The organism is Exiguobacterium aurantiacum, from assembly GCF_024362205.1.
In the GTDB taxonomy this organism is placed as follows: Bacteria; Bacillota; Bacilli; order Exiguobacteriales; family Exiguobacteriaceae; genus Exiguobacterium; species Exiguobacterium aurantiacum_B.
Window position 1 is genome coordinate 788,474 of the sequence record NZ_CP101462.1, and the last position, 17,714, is coordinate 806,187.

The window sequence follows — 17,714 nt, forward strand, 5'->3', positions numbered from 1 at the left end:
GTGTTCGGATCAAAATCGCAATGATCACACCTAGGCTAAAAAAAAGATGCACCGACTCGCTTTTCGCGAATCGGTGCATCAACCGTTTACACTTTGAATTGACCGATCAACTCGTTCAACTCATCCATTTTTTGTTGTGAAACCTCGGTGACTCGGTTCAACTCGCTGAACCGGTCGACGGACATCGTCACTTTTTCGGCGATCTCTTGTGTCCCGAGCGCACCGTTGTTGACCGTGACGGCCACGTCTTGAATGACACCGATCATGTTCGACGTCAACTGTTCGAGTTCGACGGCGGCGTTGGCGAATTCCGAGGCGGTCGTCTCGAATCGCCCGGCATCCTCGCTGTAGCGTTCGGCCGCTTCTTCGAGTTGATCGTAATCTTTCAACACGTTCGTATCGAGGAAGCCGAGCATCTCGCTCGACGTGTCGTTTAAATGGTCGACGGAGTGGAGCACGGTCGTCGAGATGGCTTGAATCCGTTCGACGGTCGTCCGGCTCGTCTCCGCCAGTTTCCGAATCTCGTCGGCGACGACGGCGAACCCGCGTCCCGCTTCACCGGCCCGTGCCGCTTCGATTGAAGCGTTGAGGGACAAGAGGTTCGTCTGGGCGGCGATGTCGAGGATGTCATTCGTGAGTGTCGCGATTTCCCGGACAGCTTTGGCGTCCTGCATCGCTTTCTCCAAATTGACACGTGTCGACGACAGGACACTGAGTGCGGATGATTTCGCCTCGACGGCATGGTCACGCAAAGCGACGGCGCGGGCATCGACTTGTGCGGCCTCGGCTTTTCGTTCGGCGGCCATCGTCACGATGTTGTGTAGTGTCCGTTCCATGTCAGAGGCCGACGCGTTCATCTCTTGGGCACTTGCGGCCGTTTGTTGCATGCCGGCTGTCAAATCTTCCGTCGTCGCGGCGGTCGTCGTCATATACGTATCAAGCGCTTTCAATTCGTCGTACATATGAGCGGATTGTTCGGTCATCCCGCGTGACACGCCGTTCACTTGGAGAATCAGTTGACGGAGGTTGGCGAGGAATTGGTTGAAATCGCGGGCGAGTCCCGAGAACTCGTCACGTCGCTTCACTGGGATGGCGGTCGTCAAATCGCCTTGACTCGTGGCGAGCTCGCGCATCTTCACTTTGAATTCGTTGAGCGGTTCAAAGATGGAGCGGAAGATGAATACCATCATCAATACCGTGAAGACGACAGCTGCGGCCATGATGATCAGGAGTGTGAACTGGACTTGTTCGAACAGCGCCTCACCGGATTCCGTGTCAGACCGAATCGCGTCGCGGTTCAAGTTGACGAGCAGACCGAGTGTGTTGGACAGGGCGTCGGCACCAGGTGTGGCAGTGTCACGGATATAGGCGTCGGCGTCAGCTTGCCCGGATTCGTTCGAGATGCTTACCAACTCATCGATGTTCGTTCGAAACGCCGTCCATTGGGCCGTTGCCTGTTCAAACAATTCCCGGTCGGCTTCAGTGATGATGGTCGACTCATAACCGGTCATCTGTTGCTCTAAAATCGTGATGCCCGTTTCGATGTTCGTTTCGACATTTTGTTTGGTCACCTCGTCATCGACCAGGGCATGACGCATCATCTGCTGACGAATCTCAAGCAACTGTTTGTCGACTTGATGGATTTGATCCATCCCGGGCACCCATGACACGTTCATGTCTTTCTGAGCGTCCTTGGAGGCGTTCAAGGCATAGAACGAGTAGCCGCTCACCCCGAGCAACAACACGAGCAAGACGGTGAACGCGACGATCAATTTGTTACGGATTGACATAGGGATCCTCCTCGAAAAAATAATGCTTCTTCCTAAGCATAATGAGATTGAGGGACGTACCGAATAGGGGTTTTGGGAAACGAGTCAATAGTGTAGGCGGATTCCCTAACTTTTCAAAAAATCGTTCATCATTGACGAGATGGGATTTTCTTTTTTGTCTTATGAAAAAGTGGTATGATAATGGACGATGTATTGAAAACTGTTGGAGGTGGAACCTTTGGCTCGAATCACAGAAGCTGAAGTTCGGCACGTCGCCGGACTCGCCCGACTTGCGATCACGGAAGATGAAGTGACGCACTTCACGGAGCAATTGACAAAAATCCTCGAGTTCGCCGAGCAACTCGATGAACTCGATACGACGGGCGTCATCCCGACGACCCATGCCCTAGATTTGAAAAACGTACTACGCAAAGACGAGGTTCGTCCTTCACTTCCACGCGAGGAAGTCGAACGGATGGCACCTGATTGGGAGAACGGCCAAGTCCGTGTCCCAGCGGTCTTTGAATAAGGAGGCCCTTCATGAGTTTATTTAATCACGGTGTAGCCAAGCTGCATACGCTTATAAAAGAAGGCGAAGTCACGGTATCCGACCTCGTCAAAGAATCATTTGACCGCATCGAGGCGACCGACGAGAAGATTGGTGCCTTCTTGACGCTCAACGAAGACGCGTTCGAACAGGCGAAACGGATGGACGAGCTCGCCAAGACATCGGACAACCCGCTCTTCGGTTTGCCGATCGGCGTCAAAGACAACATCGTCACGAAAGGGACACGCACGACGTGTGCCTCGAAGTTCCTCGAGAACTTTGTCCCGGCCCATGACGCGACGGTCGTCGAGCGTCTCCATGACGCCGGTGCCGTCACGATCGGGAAACTCAACATGGACGAGTTCGCGATGGGTTCATCGAACGAGAACTCGGCGTTCAAAGTCGTCCGTAACCCGTGGGATCCGACGCGTGTGCCAGGCGGTTCGTCAGGCGGTTCAGCGGCAACGGTCGCGGCCGGTCAAGTCTTGTTCAGCCTCGGCTCGGACACGGGTGGCTCGATTCGTCAACCGGCGGCCTATTGTGGCGTCGTCGGGATGAAACCGACGTACGGTCTCGTCTCACGTTACGGCCTCGTCGCGTTCGCCTCGTCGCTCGACCAAATCGGTCCGCTCACACGTACGGTAGAAGATAACGCCTACTTGTTGAATGCGATCGCCGGTCATTGCGACATGGACTCGACGTCAGCGACGGTCGACCTTCCGGACTACACGGAATCGCTTCACGGCGACATCAAAGGCATGAAGCTCGCACTACCAAAAGAGTTCATGGCCGAAGGGGTGTCGGAAGGTGTCCGTAAACAAATCGAACAAGCGGTCGAGACGCTCAAGTCGCTCGGTGCGACGGTCGAGACCGTCTCGCTCCCGACGGTGAAATATGCGCTCCCGACGTACTACTTACTCGCTTCATCGGAAGCATCTTCGAACCTCGCCCGGTTTGACGGCATCCGTTATGGACGCCGCGCCGAGGCCGATGCGCTTGAAGAAGTGTTCACGTACTCGCGCGAACAAGGTTTCGGGGAAGAAGTGAAACGCCGCATCATGCTTGGGACGTACGCACTCAGCTCGGGTTATTACGATGCGTTCTATAAGAAATCACAACAGGTCCGCACGCTCATGAAGCAAGACTTCGCGAAGGTGTTCGCCGACTACGATGCGATTATCGGACCGACTGCGCCGACGGTCGCGTTCAAACTCGGTGACCAGCTCGAAGACCCGCTCACGATGTATGCCAACGATATTATGACGATCCCGGTCAACTTGGCTGGTGTTCCGGCCATCTCGGTACCGGCCGGCTTGTCAGAAGGCCTCCCGGTCGGTTTACAGATCATCGGGAACCATTTCAGCGAACCAACACTCTACCGCGTGGCCCATGCTTTTGAACAAGCAAACGGCGGTTTCAAGATGCCACAGCTCTAAGGAGGACGTACGATGAACTTTGAAACGATCATCGGGATCGAGGTGCACGCCGAGCTGAGCACGAAGTCGAAGATTTGGTGTGGCTGCTCGCGCACATACGGTGCCGAAACGAATACACAGACGTGTCCGATTTGTCTCGGACACCCGGGCGTCTTGCCTAAATTGAACGAAGAGGCGGTTAATCTCGCCATCAAGGCCGCGATGGCACTCAACTGCGAAATCGCGACCGATACGAAATTCGACCGCAAGAACTACTTTTATCCAGATACGCCGAAAGCGTACCAAATCTCGCAGTTCGACCAGCCGATCGGTTTCAACGGTCACGTCGACGTCGAAGTCGACGGTGAGATGAAACGGTTCCGCATCGAACGCGTCCATCTCGAGGAAGATGCTGGGAAGATGAACCACACGGGCGAGAAACATTCGGTCGTCGACTTCAACCGGACCGGGTCACCACTCATCGAAATCGTCAGTGAGGCCGACATGCGCTCACCGAAAGACGCCGTCGCTTACCTCGAGCGCTTGAAAGAAGTGCTCTCGTTCGCCGGCGTCTCGGACGTGAAGATGGAAGAAGGGTCGCTTCGTTGCGACTGTAACATCTCGGTCCGTCCGTTCGGGCAAGAGCCGTTCGGCACGAAGACGGAGCTCAAAAACTTGAACTCGTTCTCGAACGTCTTGAAGGCGCTCGAGTATGAGGAAGACCGTCACCGCAAACTGCTCATCACAGGTGGCGTCATGCGTCAAGAGACGCTCCGTTTTGACGAGGCGGCGAAGAAGACGATTCTCATGCGTGTCAAAGAAGGGGCGGCCGATTACCGCTACTTCCCGGAGCCGGACCTCGTCCGTCTCGAAATCGATGAGGAATGGAAAGAACGCATCCGCGCCACGCTTCCGGAACTTCCGGTCGCACGTCGCGAACGTTATATGAACAACTACGGCTTGTCGGCTTATGACGCCAAGGCGCTCACGTCGACGCGGGAGTTCTCGGACTTCTTCGAAGCGACAACTGCGGCCGGTGCCGAACCGAAAGCGGCCGCCAACTGGCTCATGGGCGAAGTGCTCGGTCACTTGAACAAATCGGACGATACGATCGCGACGATGAAATTGACGCCGAGCTCGCTCGCGGAGTTGATTCGTTTGATTGGAGAAGGTACAATTTCTTCGAAGATCGCCAAACGTGTGTTCACAGCCATGATCGAAGAAGGCGCCGAACCGAAGGCGTACGTCGAAGCGAACGGTCTCGCCCAAATCTCGGATGAAAACTTGCTCCGCGGCTACATCCTCGACTTGTTCGAAGCGCATCCGCAGATGATTGAAGACTTTAAGAATGGGAAAGACCGTGCCAAAGGCTTTATCATCGGGCAAATCATGAAGCAGACGAAAGGGATGGCGAACCCGGCACTCCTCGATGGCTTGTTCCACGAAGAGATCGCCAAACGCTAAACAAGCGGCGAGGCACTTGTGTCTCGCTTTTCGCTCGACTTGAGCATGGGGAGAGAACATTATGCAACGAAAACGCGCACGGGTCATCTATAACCCGACATCTGGAAAAGAAGTGATCAAACGGGAACTCCCGTACATTTTGAACCGCCTCGAGGATGCGGGTTATGAGACGTCGACGTACGCGACGAAAGCAATCGGCGACGCGACGCTCGAGGCCGTTCGGGCCGCGGAGGCCGACTTCGATTTGATTATCGCGGCCGGTGGGGACGGGACGCTGAACGAGGTCATCTCGGGACTCGCCCCGCTCGACACGCGTCCGACGATCGGGCTCATCCCGGTCGGTACGACGAACGACTTTGCCCGAGCGATGCGGATTCCGCTCAACGTCGTCGGCGCCCTCGACGTCATCTGTGACGGATTCGAGATGCCGGTCGACCTCGGTGAGATTGAAGGAGAGAAAGGCGACATCCACTACTTCATTAATATCGCCGGCGGCGGGATTATGACGGAACTGTCGTATGAGGTACCGTCGAAACTGAAGACGGCGCTCGGCCAGCTCGCCTATTACGTCAAAGGGATGGAGAAGCTTCCACTCATCAAGCCGACGTATATCGAGCTCGAGCACGACGAGGGCACGTTTAGCGGCGAGGTCATGATTTTCCTCACGTCGAACTCGAACTCGGTCGGTGGCTTTGAGAAGATCTCACCGCACGCGTCATTGAACGACGGACTGTTCGACTTGTTCATCTTGCGCAAGTGTAACTTGTTCGAGTTCATCCACGTCGTCCGTTTGTTGCTCCGTGGTGAGCACTTGTCGAGCCCGCTCGTCGAGCACGTCAAGACGGGACGCGTCAAGATGAAGACGACGACGGAACGGATGAGTCTCAACATCGACGGAGAATACGGCGGCGAATGCACGGGCGAGATGCGGAACTTGTTCCGTCACTTGACGGTGCTCGCACCGAACGCGCGCATCCGTGAGATGGAAGACCTGAACGCCCAGTATGAACGCGAACAGATGATTAAACAGCTGTTCAACGTGTCAAACGAGAAAGCAGAATGATTCGGCTCGGCGTGGCGCACACGCCGAGCTTTTCGTTCGCTTGGAACGGGTATGAACCAATACACACTATTTTTTGAATCGGGAAAGGAGAGACTCATGTTACCAGTCCAAAAAAATGACCGTCTCGACGTCCACATCCACGACCTCACACACGAAGGCGCGGGCGTGGCACGCGTCGACGGTTATACGTTGTTCGTCCCGAACGCACTTCCGGGAGAGACCGTGGAGATCGTCGTGACGAAGACGAACAAACAGTACGGGTTTGCCCGCTTGATCGATGTGAAGCAAGCGAGCGCGGACCGCGTCGAGCCACCATGCCCGATTTTTTATCAGTGCGGGGGCTGTCAGCTTCAACACTTCAGCTATGACGGCCAGCTCCGTCAAAAACGGGACCGTGTCGTCGATGCGTTGAAGCGACTCGGTCAATTCGATGTGCCCGTCCACGAGACAATCGGCATGTCAGAACCATGGCGTTACCGCAACAAGGCGCAAGTGCCGTTCAAAGACGAGGGCGGCCGCCTCGTCGCCGGTTTCTATCGCCCACGTTCGCACGACATCGTCGAGATGAAGGAATGCCTCATCCAAGACGAGCGCAACGATGTGGCCGTCCAAGTCGTCCGTGACGTGCTCGCGGCGCACAATGTGCCTGCGTACGATGAGAAAACCGGACGCGGCGTCATCCGCCACGTCATGGCCCGTTACGGCTACCATTCGGGTGAATTGATGATCGTCCTCATCACGAAGACGACGAAAATCAAAGGTGTGAACGAGATCGTCGCCGACATCTTGAAGCGTCTCCCGGACGTGACGTCGATCATGCAAAACGTCAATCCGGACAAGACGAACGTCATCTTAGGGTCGACGAACAAATTGTTATATGGCCATGAGACGATTGAGGATAAGATCGGTGGACTGACGTTCACGATTTCCCCGCACTCGTTCTTCCAAGTCAACCCGGTTCAGACGGAGAAGTTGTACGGCAAGGCGCTCGAATACGCGCAACTCACCGGGACGGAACAAGTCGTCGACGCCTATTGCGGCATCGGGACGATCAGTCTGTTCCTCGCCCGGAAAGCGGCGCACGTGTACGGCGTCGAAGTCGTGCCGGAAGCAATTGAGGATGCGAAACAGAACGCGCTCGTCAATGAGATCGACAACGTGACGTACGCGTGTGGTGCGGCGGAAGATGTGTTGCCGCAGTGGAAGAAGGATGGCATCAATCCAGACGTCATCGTCGTCGACCCGCCGCGTAAAGGGTGTGCCGAGTCGTTCCTTGAGACGATGGTCGAGATGGCACCGAAACGGATTGTCTACGTATCGTGTAACGTTGCGACGCAGGCACGCGATATGCGTTACCTCGCCGACCGTGGTTACAAATTAGTCGAAGTCACACCGGTCGACATGTTCCCGCATACGGCACATGTGGAGACGGTGGCGTGGATGGAGAAAGTAAAATAAAAAGAAAGTACAATGCCTTCGATTGAATCAATCGGAGGCTTTTTTGTAAGTTGCAAAAGGGGAGTCGGAGAGGAGACAGATTATTATTTTGGAACATCTCAATCAAGATATCTCATCGTCAACTTAAGGACGAACTAGATTGATATCATTTCTATTCAACCTGTTTTATCGTAAAAATCGCGAAAATATTTTAGAGGAAAGAAAGCGTTGCGGTGGGTGGTATGTAGGGTTTGTCAAACAGGGTAGTAGAGGAGAAAAATAATCGGATTAAGATTATTAAACTTTATGTCTGAGGTTATCTAACAAATCACGAACGACTTCTTTTTAAATAATTATTAGAAAATATTTACATAAAAATCGTCATATCATTAACCTGTTTTTAACATATACATATTATTTATAGGAATATGGTAGTATAATTTTAAATGATAATGGATAATTTGGTTACATTTTAGTGATAGCGTTTTTTCAAATTAAGTGCTCGTGTGACATTTGCTATCTAAGATGTTTTATCAATATCTCGTTGCTCCCGAGTTCTAGATAGATTTCTATTTTTTATGTTTCGTTGAGTAAGATAGGTATTTCATAGCGGTCCCCCTCTCTAAACGTTTACGTAGTGACTTCATTCTACACGAGGAAAACTTCGTGGTTTTTTTGTGTTCACTTTGAGGCGCTGTACTTAATTTTATAATTCATATAAATAAAAAATGTCCTGAAAGGATAGATGTATAATGGCAAATGAAAATGCTTTTCTTAATGATGACAAATGGCTTAGCGAGGATACAGCAGACTCTTTTGACTTCGATGAGTTGGAAGAGAAGCTCCAAAGCCAATTAGAAGAAGAACTTGCTGATTTAGAATTTTTGAAAGATGAAAAAGAAAAAATAGGAAATGTGAACTATCTTGGAAATGTGATTAAGGATGTTGTGTGGGACCAGTTTATGAATCAAATTGCTGTCACCGCTGGGGAAGATTTTATTAAAGAAAATAATGGCCACACACTTGATTTAAGGAACGATGCACATATCCAGACAACAGAAAATTTTGCGAACGGTAAAATCGCAACACACAATACTAAAATTGACTATCAAAGACGTTACGATGATATGCAATCTAATTTTGTAAAAGACACAAATGGAAATGTGGTAACGCACAAAACTAGATCCGGAAAAGAAAAAGCTACGTTGGTTAAAGGTGCAAGAAAACCATTTGACAACAATCGACCAAGTGGTTCTGTTGATAAACGAACAGATGTGGATCACACTGTATCGGCAGCAGAAATTCTACGGGATCCGGCAGCTAACGCTCACATGACAAAAAATGAACAAATTGCCTTTGCCAATAGTACGGAAAATCTTAATGAAATGGATTCGGGCCTTAATCGTTCAAAGAGTGACATGGCAACAACTGAATGGCTTGACAATCCAAACGCTAATGGGCAAAAACCAAATGAGATATTTAATATCAGTGATGAAGATGATAAAAAATTGCGTAAAAAAGATGATGAAGCTCGTGAAGAATACGAGAAGCAGAAAAACGAAGCTGAGAAGAAATCCGTTGAGGCAGGAAAACAATCGCAAAAGGAAGAAGCGTTTCGTCTGGGAGGGAAAGCACTAAGAGCGGTTCTTATGCAATTACTTGCTGATTTGGTTAAGGAAATTTTCGCTAAGTTAGTCAAGTGGTTTAAATCTGCTAAAAAGGGATTAGATACACTTCTAAATAGCTTGAAAGAAGCCATTCATTCATTCATCAGTAAAATGAAAACACACATGGTTAATGCAGGGAAAACAGTGTTTACTACGGTTGTAACAGCAATAATAGGTCCTATTTTTGGAACAATAAAAAAAGTATGGATGTTGTTGAAGCAAGGATGGAAATCACTTAAAGATGCTGTCGACTATATGAAACGGCCGGAGAACAAAGGTAAACCCATCGGTCGTCTTCTTCTTGAAACTGGAAAAATAATTATTGCTGGCTTAACTGGCGCAGGTGCATTGTTAGTTGGAGAGGTCATTGAAAAAAGTTTAATGACCATTCCTATTTTCGTTGTTGAAATTCCTCTGATCGGTAGCTTGGCGAGTATTTTGGGCATATTTTTTGGGGCAGTTGTTGCAGGTATAATCGGTGCGATTGCAATCAATCTTCTTGATAAGCTGATCGCTAAAAAGCAAAAGCAAGAAGTACAGGCTGCTACGATAGCGAAAGGAAATCAAATTATTGCTAAACAGCACCAAATTCAGATTGTTAACGAAACACTACTTGATAGAGATAAAGAAAATGCGCAAGCCAATATTTTGGGAAGACATCAAGAAGCGGTGTCAATGATGGGGGATGCGTACGGAAACGTCATGGAGGACTTTGTTGAAGACTTTTCTGAAATCGTAAATCTATCAGTAATAGATGAAGAAAATGTCACAATCAATGAAGAAATAGATATAGCAAGCAATGATTTAGATGATTTACTTACAGGTTTGAAATAAGGGGGTACATGGTTATGAAAAAGTTGTTGATCTATGCTTCAGTGGTTGGAACAACGATAAGAGTTGTCTATTGGTTATTTTTAAAAGTCAAATCTAATCATACTTCATGCAGGCTAGAAGATAAAAAAATCGACTTTGAACCTAAGCAGCGACAAAATGAGAGTTCTCCGAACGTAAATGTTTTGGAGCAAACAATTGAAGCTAAAAGTGAAAATGCACGAGCAATTTACGAAAGACATTCGGTAGCTAGAGAAATACTAAGAGATGCATACAGTAATATAACGGAAGATTTTGTAGAGGATTTTTCTAGTGAAAAAGAGATGAATCAAGAAAATATGGTTGATAATAAACACATTTCGGTTATGAAAGAGACAGATTTGATTTCAGATGAGTTGGACGAATTATTAAAGTAGGGGGCTAGTAGTATGAATGAGACTAGTATTATGAACGAAGTAGCAATTAAACGGCATAACTTTGAGATGGCCAATAATCGACTAAAGGAGTTCGCTGAGAATACTGAAGCTGAACTTGAAATCGATAAGGTTCGTACAGAGGGCGGATTTTTTGGACTAGGTGACCATAAAGTGACAGGGTCTGAATTGAATAGAAGGCTAGAAACCATCCAGCAACATTTTATTGCTGTAAATCAAATCAATAATAAGACAATTAAAGAATTTCGAGAAGTATATAACGTATTTGATGCGCTTGATAAAGAATACATAACGAGTATTGTGACTAACGTTAAAGCTGTAGAAAAAACTAGTAATGATGTCAGAGTACAGCAAAAAACATTAAAACGACATAACGAAAAACTTGCAAATCAGCAAAATAAACTAGACGCACACCAAGTTGAAATTGAAAATAATGTAGCAAATATTTCAAAAATTGTTACAGCGTTAAAAATTTTCAAGGAGAAACTTGAAGGTTATAAACACTTGACAGACATTGATAAAATATGGACGGATTGCAGAGATATTCAAAATGAAATACGAGTAGTCTCAGATAGCATTTCAACGTTTTCTAAGAAAACAACGGAAGACATTGCTTCTGCTAATCATAAAAATAAAGCTTTATCCGATCAGGTTAATCTAGATATTCTCACCCTTCGAAACGAAGCAAATTCGTTTAAAGAGTTCTTTTCTGAGTTATCTGAAAAAATCGAATATACTGCAGACGTGCTTGAGAATCAAATACCAGTAATCCAAGAAACCGCATCTTTTGCAGAACAGTTGAAAAATATTACGCATATTGCTGACGTAGATGCGATGTGGAAGGACATAAATGAAGCGATAGAGAGCTTACATACCATTGATGAAAGCTTACTCACAATTAATGCAGATGTTTTGAAGAAACAAGATCATATAGATAAAATCGAATCCTTCGTCACTATGTTAAAAGGTTTTGTACACCTAAAAGATCTTGATAGTATGTGGGAAGATTTAGACGTTTCGAAGACAAATATTAAGAAAACAAACATGGAAGTACATGATATCTTGAAAAGGACAGAAGAGCATAAACTTTACATAGATCAATCGAAACAGACAGACAAAATCCATGCAGATAAGTTGGATAAATTAGTTCAAGTTGATAATAGTATTCTTAAGAGTATCGATTCAAGTGAGAGAGAAATAAATGACCTAAAGAGATATAAAGAAAAATTAAATGATATATCTCATCTAAAAGATGTAGATAGTATATGGAAGTCTGTTGAAACACACACTTCACAGCTTATTGAAAGCAGGAAAAGAGACGAAGAGCTTATTACTGCTATTCAGAAAAATAAGGACGAAGTAGATGAGAAGATTGCAGACGCAGTAAAGACATCCAATGCCGCTGTTGAGTCTTTAACGCAAAAAGTCAAGTATGCTTATTGGATTGCTGGAGGTGCTGCAGGGCTTGCAATTATAGAAATGATTTTACTTTTTATGAGGGTGGTATGATGCACAAATACAGTCAAGCATTAATAAATAATGCCTCTAAATTAGATGCACTTACTGCTGGTTGTGGTGAAATAACTAAACTGGCTGCTGTGATTGTAGAAAATAATAGTAAACCTGCTACGATTGAACTTCTAAAAAAAATTTCAGATGCAATTGATCATCCTAAACACAAGATTGATGCTAAGAAGGCTGCACTTGCTGTTAATTCCAGTTTGATTGAGTTTTATGGTTATTCGACCATACAGGGAATCTGCAAACCGACAGAAGAAATAGAGGGGGATACACGAACACTTCAAGATTTACTGGATGAACTGAATGCACTTGTAGGCTTAGAAAAAGTAAAGAATAAAGTCCAAGACTTAATTTTATATCAAAAGGTTCAAAAAATGCGTCGAGAGAAAAATCTTCATTCCTCAAAAAGCACATTACATCTTGCCTTTACTGGAAATCCAGGAACAGGAAAAACAACAGTGGCTCGAATTATAGGCAGAATTTATAAGAGAATCGGATTGCTTTCAAAGGGGCATTTTGTTGAGGTTTCGAGGACGGATTTGATTGCCGGATATCAAGGACAAACTGCACTTAAGGTAAAAAAGGTAATAGAGCAAGCTATTGGTGGTGTCCTATTTATCGATGAAGCCTATAGTATTACAGAAAATGACCACTCTGATTCTTATGGCAGAGAATGTTTAACAGAACTGACTAAAGCTCTAGAGGACCACAGAGAAGATTTGGTCGTGATTGTCGCAGGATATACAGAGCCTATGAATATTTTTTTTGAATCTAATCCTGGTTTGAAGTCTCGATTCAACACATTTATTGCGTTCGATGATTATAGTCCCGATGAATTAGACAAGATATTGATTTATATGTGTGATAATAATGACTATACCTTGGATGAAGAAGCGAAAGAAAAAATCCATTTGTATTTCGAGCAGCAGACATTATCAAAGGGTGAAAACTTCGCAAATGGTAGATTGGTAAGAAATCTTTATGATTACTTAGTTATGAATCACGCGAGACGAGTGATAAATACGCCTAATCCGAGTAGCGAAGAATTATCAACAATTAAAAACATAGATTTTACATTCTCGGGCGATGAGAGTGAGGTTAGTTGATGTTTTTCCAAAAATGGCTTAAACAAGCAAATAACCTTAGGTATAGAGTTTGTACCTAGACGTACTAACTATTCTCTTAAGCCATGTGGAGACAGTGGAATGGATGAGAATAATGTAAATCAATCAAAAATTCTGTGGACAAGGATTTTTGGATTAGCGTTATTTAAACAATAGCGCTAATCCTTTTTTTATGATTAATTGACCAAAAGTGAAGGTAAGATGTGGCTAAATAATTAATGGATTTAAGATTCAGTAGAGAAGTTTTACAAAACAGACATTTAAAAAATTTCTCCGGGCGGCTCTATAGGAACTAGAATATTTGATTTGTCACAGCTTTTAGGAACGAAGGATATTGTTGACGTTGAGAAGATGGCAGAGTTACTAAAAAATGAAATGGATCTGAAGCCGAAGGATTAACAGTATTAGTACGCTGTAATCAAAAACAGTAGAGTCTTTCTCTTACTTCGTCGTTAACATGTATGTTCGACAAATTATTAGGGGCGGCATGAAAATCGTATGTGGTTGGAGAAATTAGAAATGAAATGAATGAAACACGTCTTCGATTGATTCAATCGGAGGTTTTTTGTTTAGTCGTGTCAAAAGGGGTGATGAAGATGAGGAAAATCATTGTACTTGAACATGTATCTTTGGATGGTGTGATTCAATCACCGGGTGGACAAGACGAGGACGTGAGCGAAGGGTTTACGTATGGAGGATGGACAGGACCGTTTGCGAGTGATGAGTTAGGTCGTCTAATTCGGACGCAAATGCACAGAGACTTTGCATTGCTACTTGGGAGAAAGACGTATGAACAATGGGGAGACTATTGGCCCCATCACGCGGATGTTTGGCCGGAAGCACAAATTGCGACAAAGTACGTAGCGTCACAAACGTTGCAGGATAGCATATGGGAACCAACCGTTTTTTTGACGGACCCCATCAAACAGTTAAAGCTATTGAAGCTGGAAGCTGGGCCTGATTTTCATCTCTGGGGAAGCAGTGATTTGGCCCATGCTTTGTTTCAAAACAACCTAGTCGATGAATGTTGGTTGATCATCTATCCGATTATCATAGGGTCAGGGAAGCGCTTGTTCCCAAATGGTGAAATGAATCCAATCACTTTTAAATCTATTGAGCATTATCCGATGCCGAACGGTGTCATCGTCTCTCGTTATCACCGGAAATGATTACACATTGCGGTTTGAGTAGACCTTGAAGCTTCAATAGACAGAAACATATAATTAATGTAAACCCATGTTCTCCTAGCGAAAGGGAGCGAAAAAAATGAAGACTATCACTAAACTCGTAATCGGTCTCTTGCTCGTCTTAATAATGGTCATTGGGTGGTGGCTAATCTCTCCTCTCTTTCTCGATCAAACAGTAGATGAAGGGCTCCCACCCGTCTCTACAGACACCGTTGATATGACCGAAGATCCGGAAGCTGTAGCGCCCGATGCGGAAGATGAGACAATGGATACAGAGACTCTCGGTTTGTCAGGAATGTTTATGGATGGAGAAAAGAATTACCAAACTTCTGGAACGATACAAACAATTAACGCGGACGATGGTTTGTACCTCAGATTTGAGGAATTTCAAACGACCAATGGACCCGACCTGTTTGTTTATTTGATTCAGCCAGGGACGGAAACGACAGAAGGAATCAGCTTAGGGGCTTTGAAAGGAAACACGGGGAATCAAAACTATTTAGTCCCTGAAGACGTCGACCTCACTCAATATTCGACGGTCGTGATTTGGTGCCGAGCCTTCGATGCGGATTTTGGTTTTGGTGAACTAAAACAATAATCGATTTACGAGTTGACCGCGCTCGTTCGTCGTCGAAGCACTATATGGAGCGGATTGAATTTTGGCGCGCGCATACTTCTGAGTATGAATGGGCCGCGTTCATGATGAATGACTAAAAGACTTCTCAAGAATGAACCCTTCGATCGTGGATTGAAGGGTTTTTACTTTGTCATGACCGGAACGCGCGTACGAAGAGACTGCGTTGTGAGGCTAGTAGGGTCAATCCGCTCCGCTCGGCGATTTCCTCGACGACCTGTTCGACTGTAAGGTAATCGGTCTCGATTTTATCATGTGTGATGTCGTGACGAAAGGCGTGGAGACAGCGGTCGATTTGTGCCTTGCCCCACGAATTGAACCATTCGAAGCGCTTATTCAATCGTCTTACGAGTGTCCGCTTATCGGCGTGGAGAATATAATGGTCGACCCGAATCCCGTCACGTTGTAGGGCTCCAATGATTTCATCGTAGTAGAGCTGGTCCACGAGCGTCATCGGGATGATGATTATGCCATCGTATGACCGGGCAATCTTCGCTAACATCTCAACATTGAACGCCCGCCATTCCGGATGATGTTGGAAATCGGCAAGCCGCATGTCTTTGGGCAGATTGTCGCGAATGAAAAAGCCGACTTGTTCCGGGTCATATAAAAACGCGTTCGGTAACCGCTGTTGCAATTGTTTGGCGGCTGTCGTTTTTCCTGATCCGAAAGCGCCGTTGATCCAAACGATCATCTTTATCCATCCTTTCAAAATACTTTCTGTATTACCATTCTGATTGGTTTGACGATTGTCCTGTAAAAAATAAAAAAGACGGACTGTCACACAGCCCGTCTCATATTTACAGCACTCTACTGGCCGCAGTTTCCTGTTCAGAAATAGCGTCTTCACGCATCGCGTTGATTTTTTTATATTCGTTCGTGTCTTTCCACAACTCCTCTTTCAACGGATTGAGTTTGTATTTGACGATTCGCGTCACTTGCCAGACGGCGAGGACGACGTTCAGTGCCAAACTGAGCAGGGCGATCGTCCAGTTCGCTGCCGGGTTGTACGACACACTCACATTGAACGTGCTGCCGACAGCAAAGAAGTAAGGGAACGTCATGACCCACATCATCCAAAATGTGAGCGTCTGCGCCCGGTTTTGCATCCATGTGCCTTTTGCCCAAAGCAAGGCGGGAACCGTCGCGGCGATGTTCAAAGCGAAGCCTGAATAGAACGCGTTACCCGGTGCGCATGAATAGACGTAAGCGATATTCCAAATACCGTAAGCGACAATCCAAAGTTTCGTTTGGTCCGGCCAGAGCATGTCTTTTTTCTTACCAGATGTGGCAAAAATACCGACCCAGCCACAGATGAGGACCAAGTTCAAGATTCCGGCGACGGCGTTCACGTAGTTCCAACCGCCCGAGATGTAGTACATCCCATCGACCATACCTTCAAATCCCATGATACCGACTTGGAACTCTCGAACGACGGCCTCAGCGATGTTGAGTGCCAAAATACCTGGGACGAGCATCAAATACCATGGATGTTTCTTATGGTAATCGGTGAAGCGGATGACCATGTAAATCAAGCTTCCGGCTAATGCTGAATACACTTTCACCCAATGGAACCATGAGGTGATTTCAGGATCGGCGGTGAAAAACCAAATCGGGGTCAAGGCGATTGGGACGGCCATAAACATGAAGATACTCGCTTTTTTGCTAGATCGGACGATTTCATTCAACCCGATCAATAGACCGAATACGACGAACCACATCACGACATTGTACCAAGGGATAGACTCAAAGAAGAACATACGATAACGCTCCTTTCATTTCTAAAGGATAGTGATGAAGCAACGATGAAAATATGATGTCACTAAACATACCGAACGTTCGTTATGTTTATGTGAAAAGTTTAACAAAGTAATGAAAGCGTTGTCAATATGATTTGGCACGTCACGGTGACATGTCATAATTCGGACAAATCATTATGATATAATTAGCCATTATTACGTGAGGAGCGTCGAAGCAGATGATGAACGAAGGAAAGCAAAAGATATTAGAAGCCGCACGAGCGACGATTATCGAACACGGGATTCAGGGCACGACACTTCGGGGAATCGCGAAGAAGGCAGGATTTAGTACAGGCGCCATCTATCATTATTACAACTCAAAAGAAGCCATTCTATATGACGTGATGGACGAAGGATTAGGTGAGATTCGACGAATCGCAACCGTCTCGATTGAAGACAAGAAAGAGGCCCGCGAGATCATTCAAGAAATTTTTGATGGGATGCAAGACCGACTAAAAAAAGATGCGGAAAGCCGTTTGCAGTTTTATTTGGCCCATGAGGCGATGCTCGGGAATGTGGAGTTACAGAATAAGTTTAAAGAAAAATACGAGGACTGGATCAATCGCGTCGAAGCCATCTTTGTGAGAGCGTACGGCGTCGAACGCGGACCTTCGACGAGAGCGGTCGCCGCGTGGACGATGGCCGCAATCGATGGGATGGTGCTCCAAACATTATTGAACGTTCAAGTTGTCGAATCTGAGCATACGAATCGTATACTGGAGTATTTGCTGCAGGACGGGTTTACACACTTCTTTAAAATCATCGGAAATGAACAACGCTAAATTTTTTTGAAGTATTGTCAGTTGATACATTCCCGCGTCC

15 protein-coding genes are annotated in these 17,714 nt (G+C 46.4%); 12 read left to right on the forward strand and 3 right to left on the reverse strand.

Annotation, left to right across the window (positions count from 1 at the left end; genetic code table 11):
- Positions 1-86: 86 nt before the first annotated feature.
- Positions 87-1,790 carry a methyl-accepting chemotaxis protein gene (locus tag NMQ00_RS04125; protein WP_255178060.1) on the reverse strand — a complete coding sequence of 568 codons (1,704 nt, stop codon included), beginning with the start codon at positions 1,788-1,790 and terminating at the stop codon, positions 87-89.
- Positions 1,791-2,007: 217 nt separating this feature from the next.
- Here NMQ00_RS04125 and gatC point away from each other — a divergent pair, with 217 nt between their 5' ends.
- The 11 genes from gatC (at position 2,008) to NMQ00_RS04180 (ending at position 15,057) form a co-directional block, all read left to right on the forward strand.
- Positions 2,008-2,298: an Asp-tRNA(Asn)/Glu-tRNA(Gln) amidotransferase subunit GatC gene (gatC, locus tag NMQ00_RS04130; protein WP_021066487.1), complete on the forward strand. Its 291-nt coding sequence runs from the start codon at positions 2,008-2,010 to the stop codon at positions 2,296-2,298.
- Positions 2,299-2,309: 11 nt separating this feature from the next.
- Positions 2,310-3,752: an Asp-tRNA(Asn)/Glu-tRNA(Gln) amidotransferase subunit GatA gene (gatA, locus tag NMQ00_RS04135; protein ID WP_255178061.1), complete on the forward strand. Its 1,443-nt coding sequence runs from the start codon at positions 2,310-2,312 to the stop codon at positions 3,750-3,752.
- Between the two features lie 12 nt (positions 3,753-3,764).
- Positions 3,765-5,195: an Asp-tRNA(Asn)/Glu-tRNA(Gln) amidotransferase subunit GatB gene (gene gatB / locus NMQ00_RS04140; protein WP_255178062.1), complete on the forward strand. Its 1,431-nt coding sequence runs from the start codon at positions 3,765-3,767 to the stop codon at positions 5,193-5,195.
- A gap of 61 nt (positions 5,196-5,256) precedes the next feature.
- Positions 5,257-6,258, forward strand: coding sequence for a diacylglycerol kinase (locus NMQ00_RS04145; protein WP_214760348.1), 1,002 nt, complete (start codon positions 5,257-5,259; stop codon positions 6,256-6,258).
- Between the two features lie 96 nt (positions 6,259-6,354).
- Positions 6,355-7,716 (forward strand): 23S rRNA (uracil(1939)-C(5))-methyltransferase RlmD, encoded by a 1,362-nt coding sequence (rlmD, locus tag NMQ00_RS04150; RefSeq protein WP_255178063.1) that lies wholly within the window; start codon positions 6,355-6,357, stop codon positions 7,714-7,716.
- A gap of 731 nt (positions 7,717-8,447) precedes the next feature.
- Positions 8,448-10,196, forward strand: coding sequence for an AI-2E family transporter (locus NMQ00_RS04155; protein ID WP_255178064.1), 1,749 nt, complete (start codon positions 8,448-8,450; stop codon positions 10,194-10,196).
- 14 nt (positions 10,197-10,210) lie between these two features.
- Complete coding sequence (locus NMQ00_RS04160; protein WP_255178065.1) at positions 10,211-10,609, forward strand: hypothetical protein; 399 nt, start codon at positions 10,211-10,213, stop codon at positions 10,607-10,609.
- 12 nt (positions 10,610-10,621) lie between these two features.
- A complete protein-coding gene (locus tag NMQ00_RS04165) occupies positions 10,622-12,136 on the forward strand; it encodes a hypothetical protein (RefSeq protein WP_255178066.1) in 1,515 nt (504 codons plus the stop codon).
- Entirely contained in the window at positions 12,136-13,254 is a 1,119-nt protein-coding gene (locus tag NMQ00_RS04170) for an AAA family ATPase (protein ID WP_255178067.1), read from the forward strand. Before NMQ00_RS04165 ends, NMQ00_RS04170 begins: the two co-directional genes overlap by 1 nt.
- Positions 13,255-13,868: 614 nt before the next feature.
- On the forward strand, positions 13,869-14,441 hold the full coding sequence (locus NMQ00_RS04175; protein ID WP_255178068.1) for a dihydrofolate reductase family protein: 573 nt from the start codon (positions 13,869-13,871) through the stop codon (positions 14,439-14,441).
- A 97-nt stretch (positions 14,442-14,538) separates the two neighbouring features.
- Complete coding sequence (locus tag NMQ00_RS04180; RefSeq protein WP_255178069.1) at positions 14,539-15,057, forward strand: DM13 domain-containing protein; 519 nt, start codon at positions 14,539-14,541, stop codon at positions 15,055-15,057.
- A 169-nt stretch (positions 15,058-15,226) separates the two neighbouring features.
- Here the strand turns inward: NMQ00_RS04180 and NMQ00_RS04185 are convergent, their stop codons facing one another.
- Together NMQ00_RS04185 and NMQ00_RS04190 are read right to left on the reverse strand one after the other, a co-directional pair.
- A complete protein-coding gene (locus tag NMQ00_RS04185) occupies positions 15,227-15,787 on the reverse strand; it encodes an AAA family ATPase (RefSeq protein WP_255178070.1) in 561 nt (186 codons plus the stop codon).
- Positions 15,788-15,893: 106 nt separating this feature from the next.
- Entirely contained in the window at positions 15,894-16,853 is a 960-nt protein-coding gene (locus tag NMQ00_RS04190) for a DUF5692 family protein (protein ID WP_255178071.1), read from the reverse strand.
- A gap of 218 nt (positions 16,854-17,071) precedes the next feature.
- Between NMQ00_RS04190 and NMQ00_RS04195 the strand changes: the two genes are divergently transcribed.
- Entirely contained in the window at positions 17,072-17,674 is a 603-nt protein-coding gene (locus tag NMQ00_RS04195; RefSeq protein ID WP_255178072.1) for a TetR/AcrR family transcriptional regulator, read from the forward strand.
- Positions 17,675-17,714 lie beyond the last annotated feature (40 nt).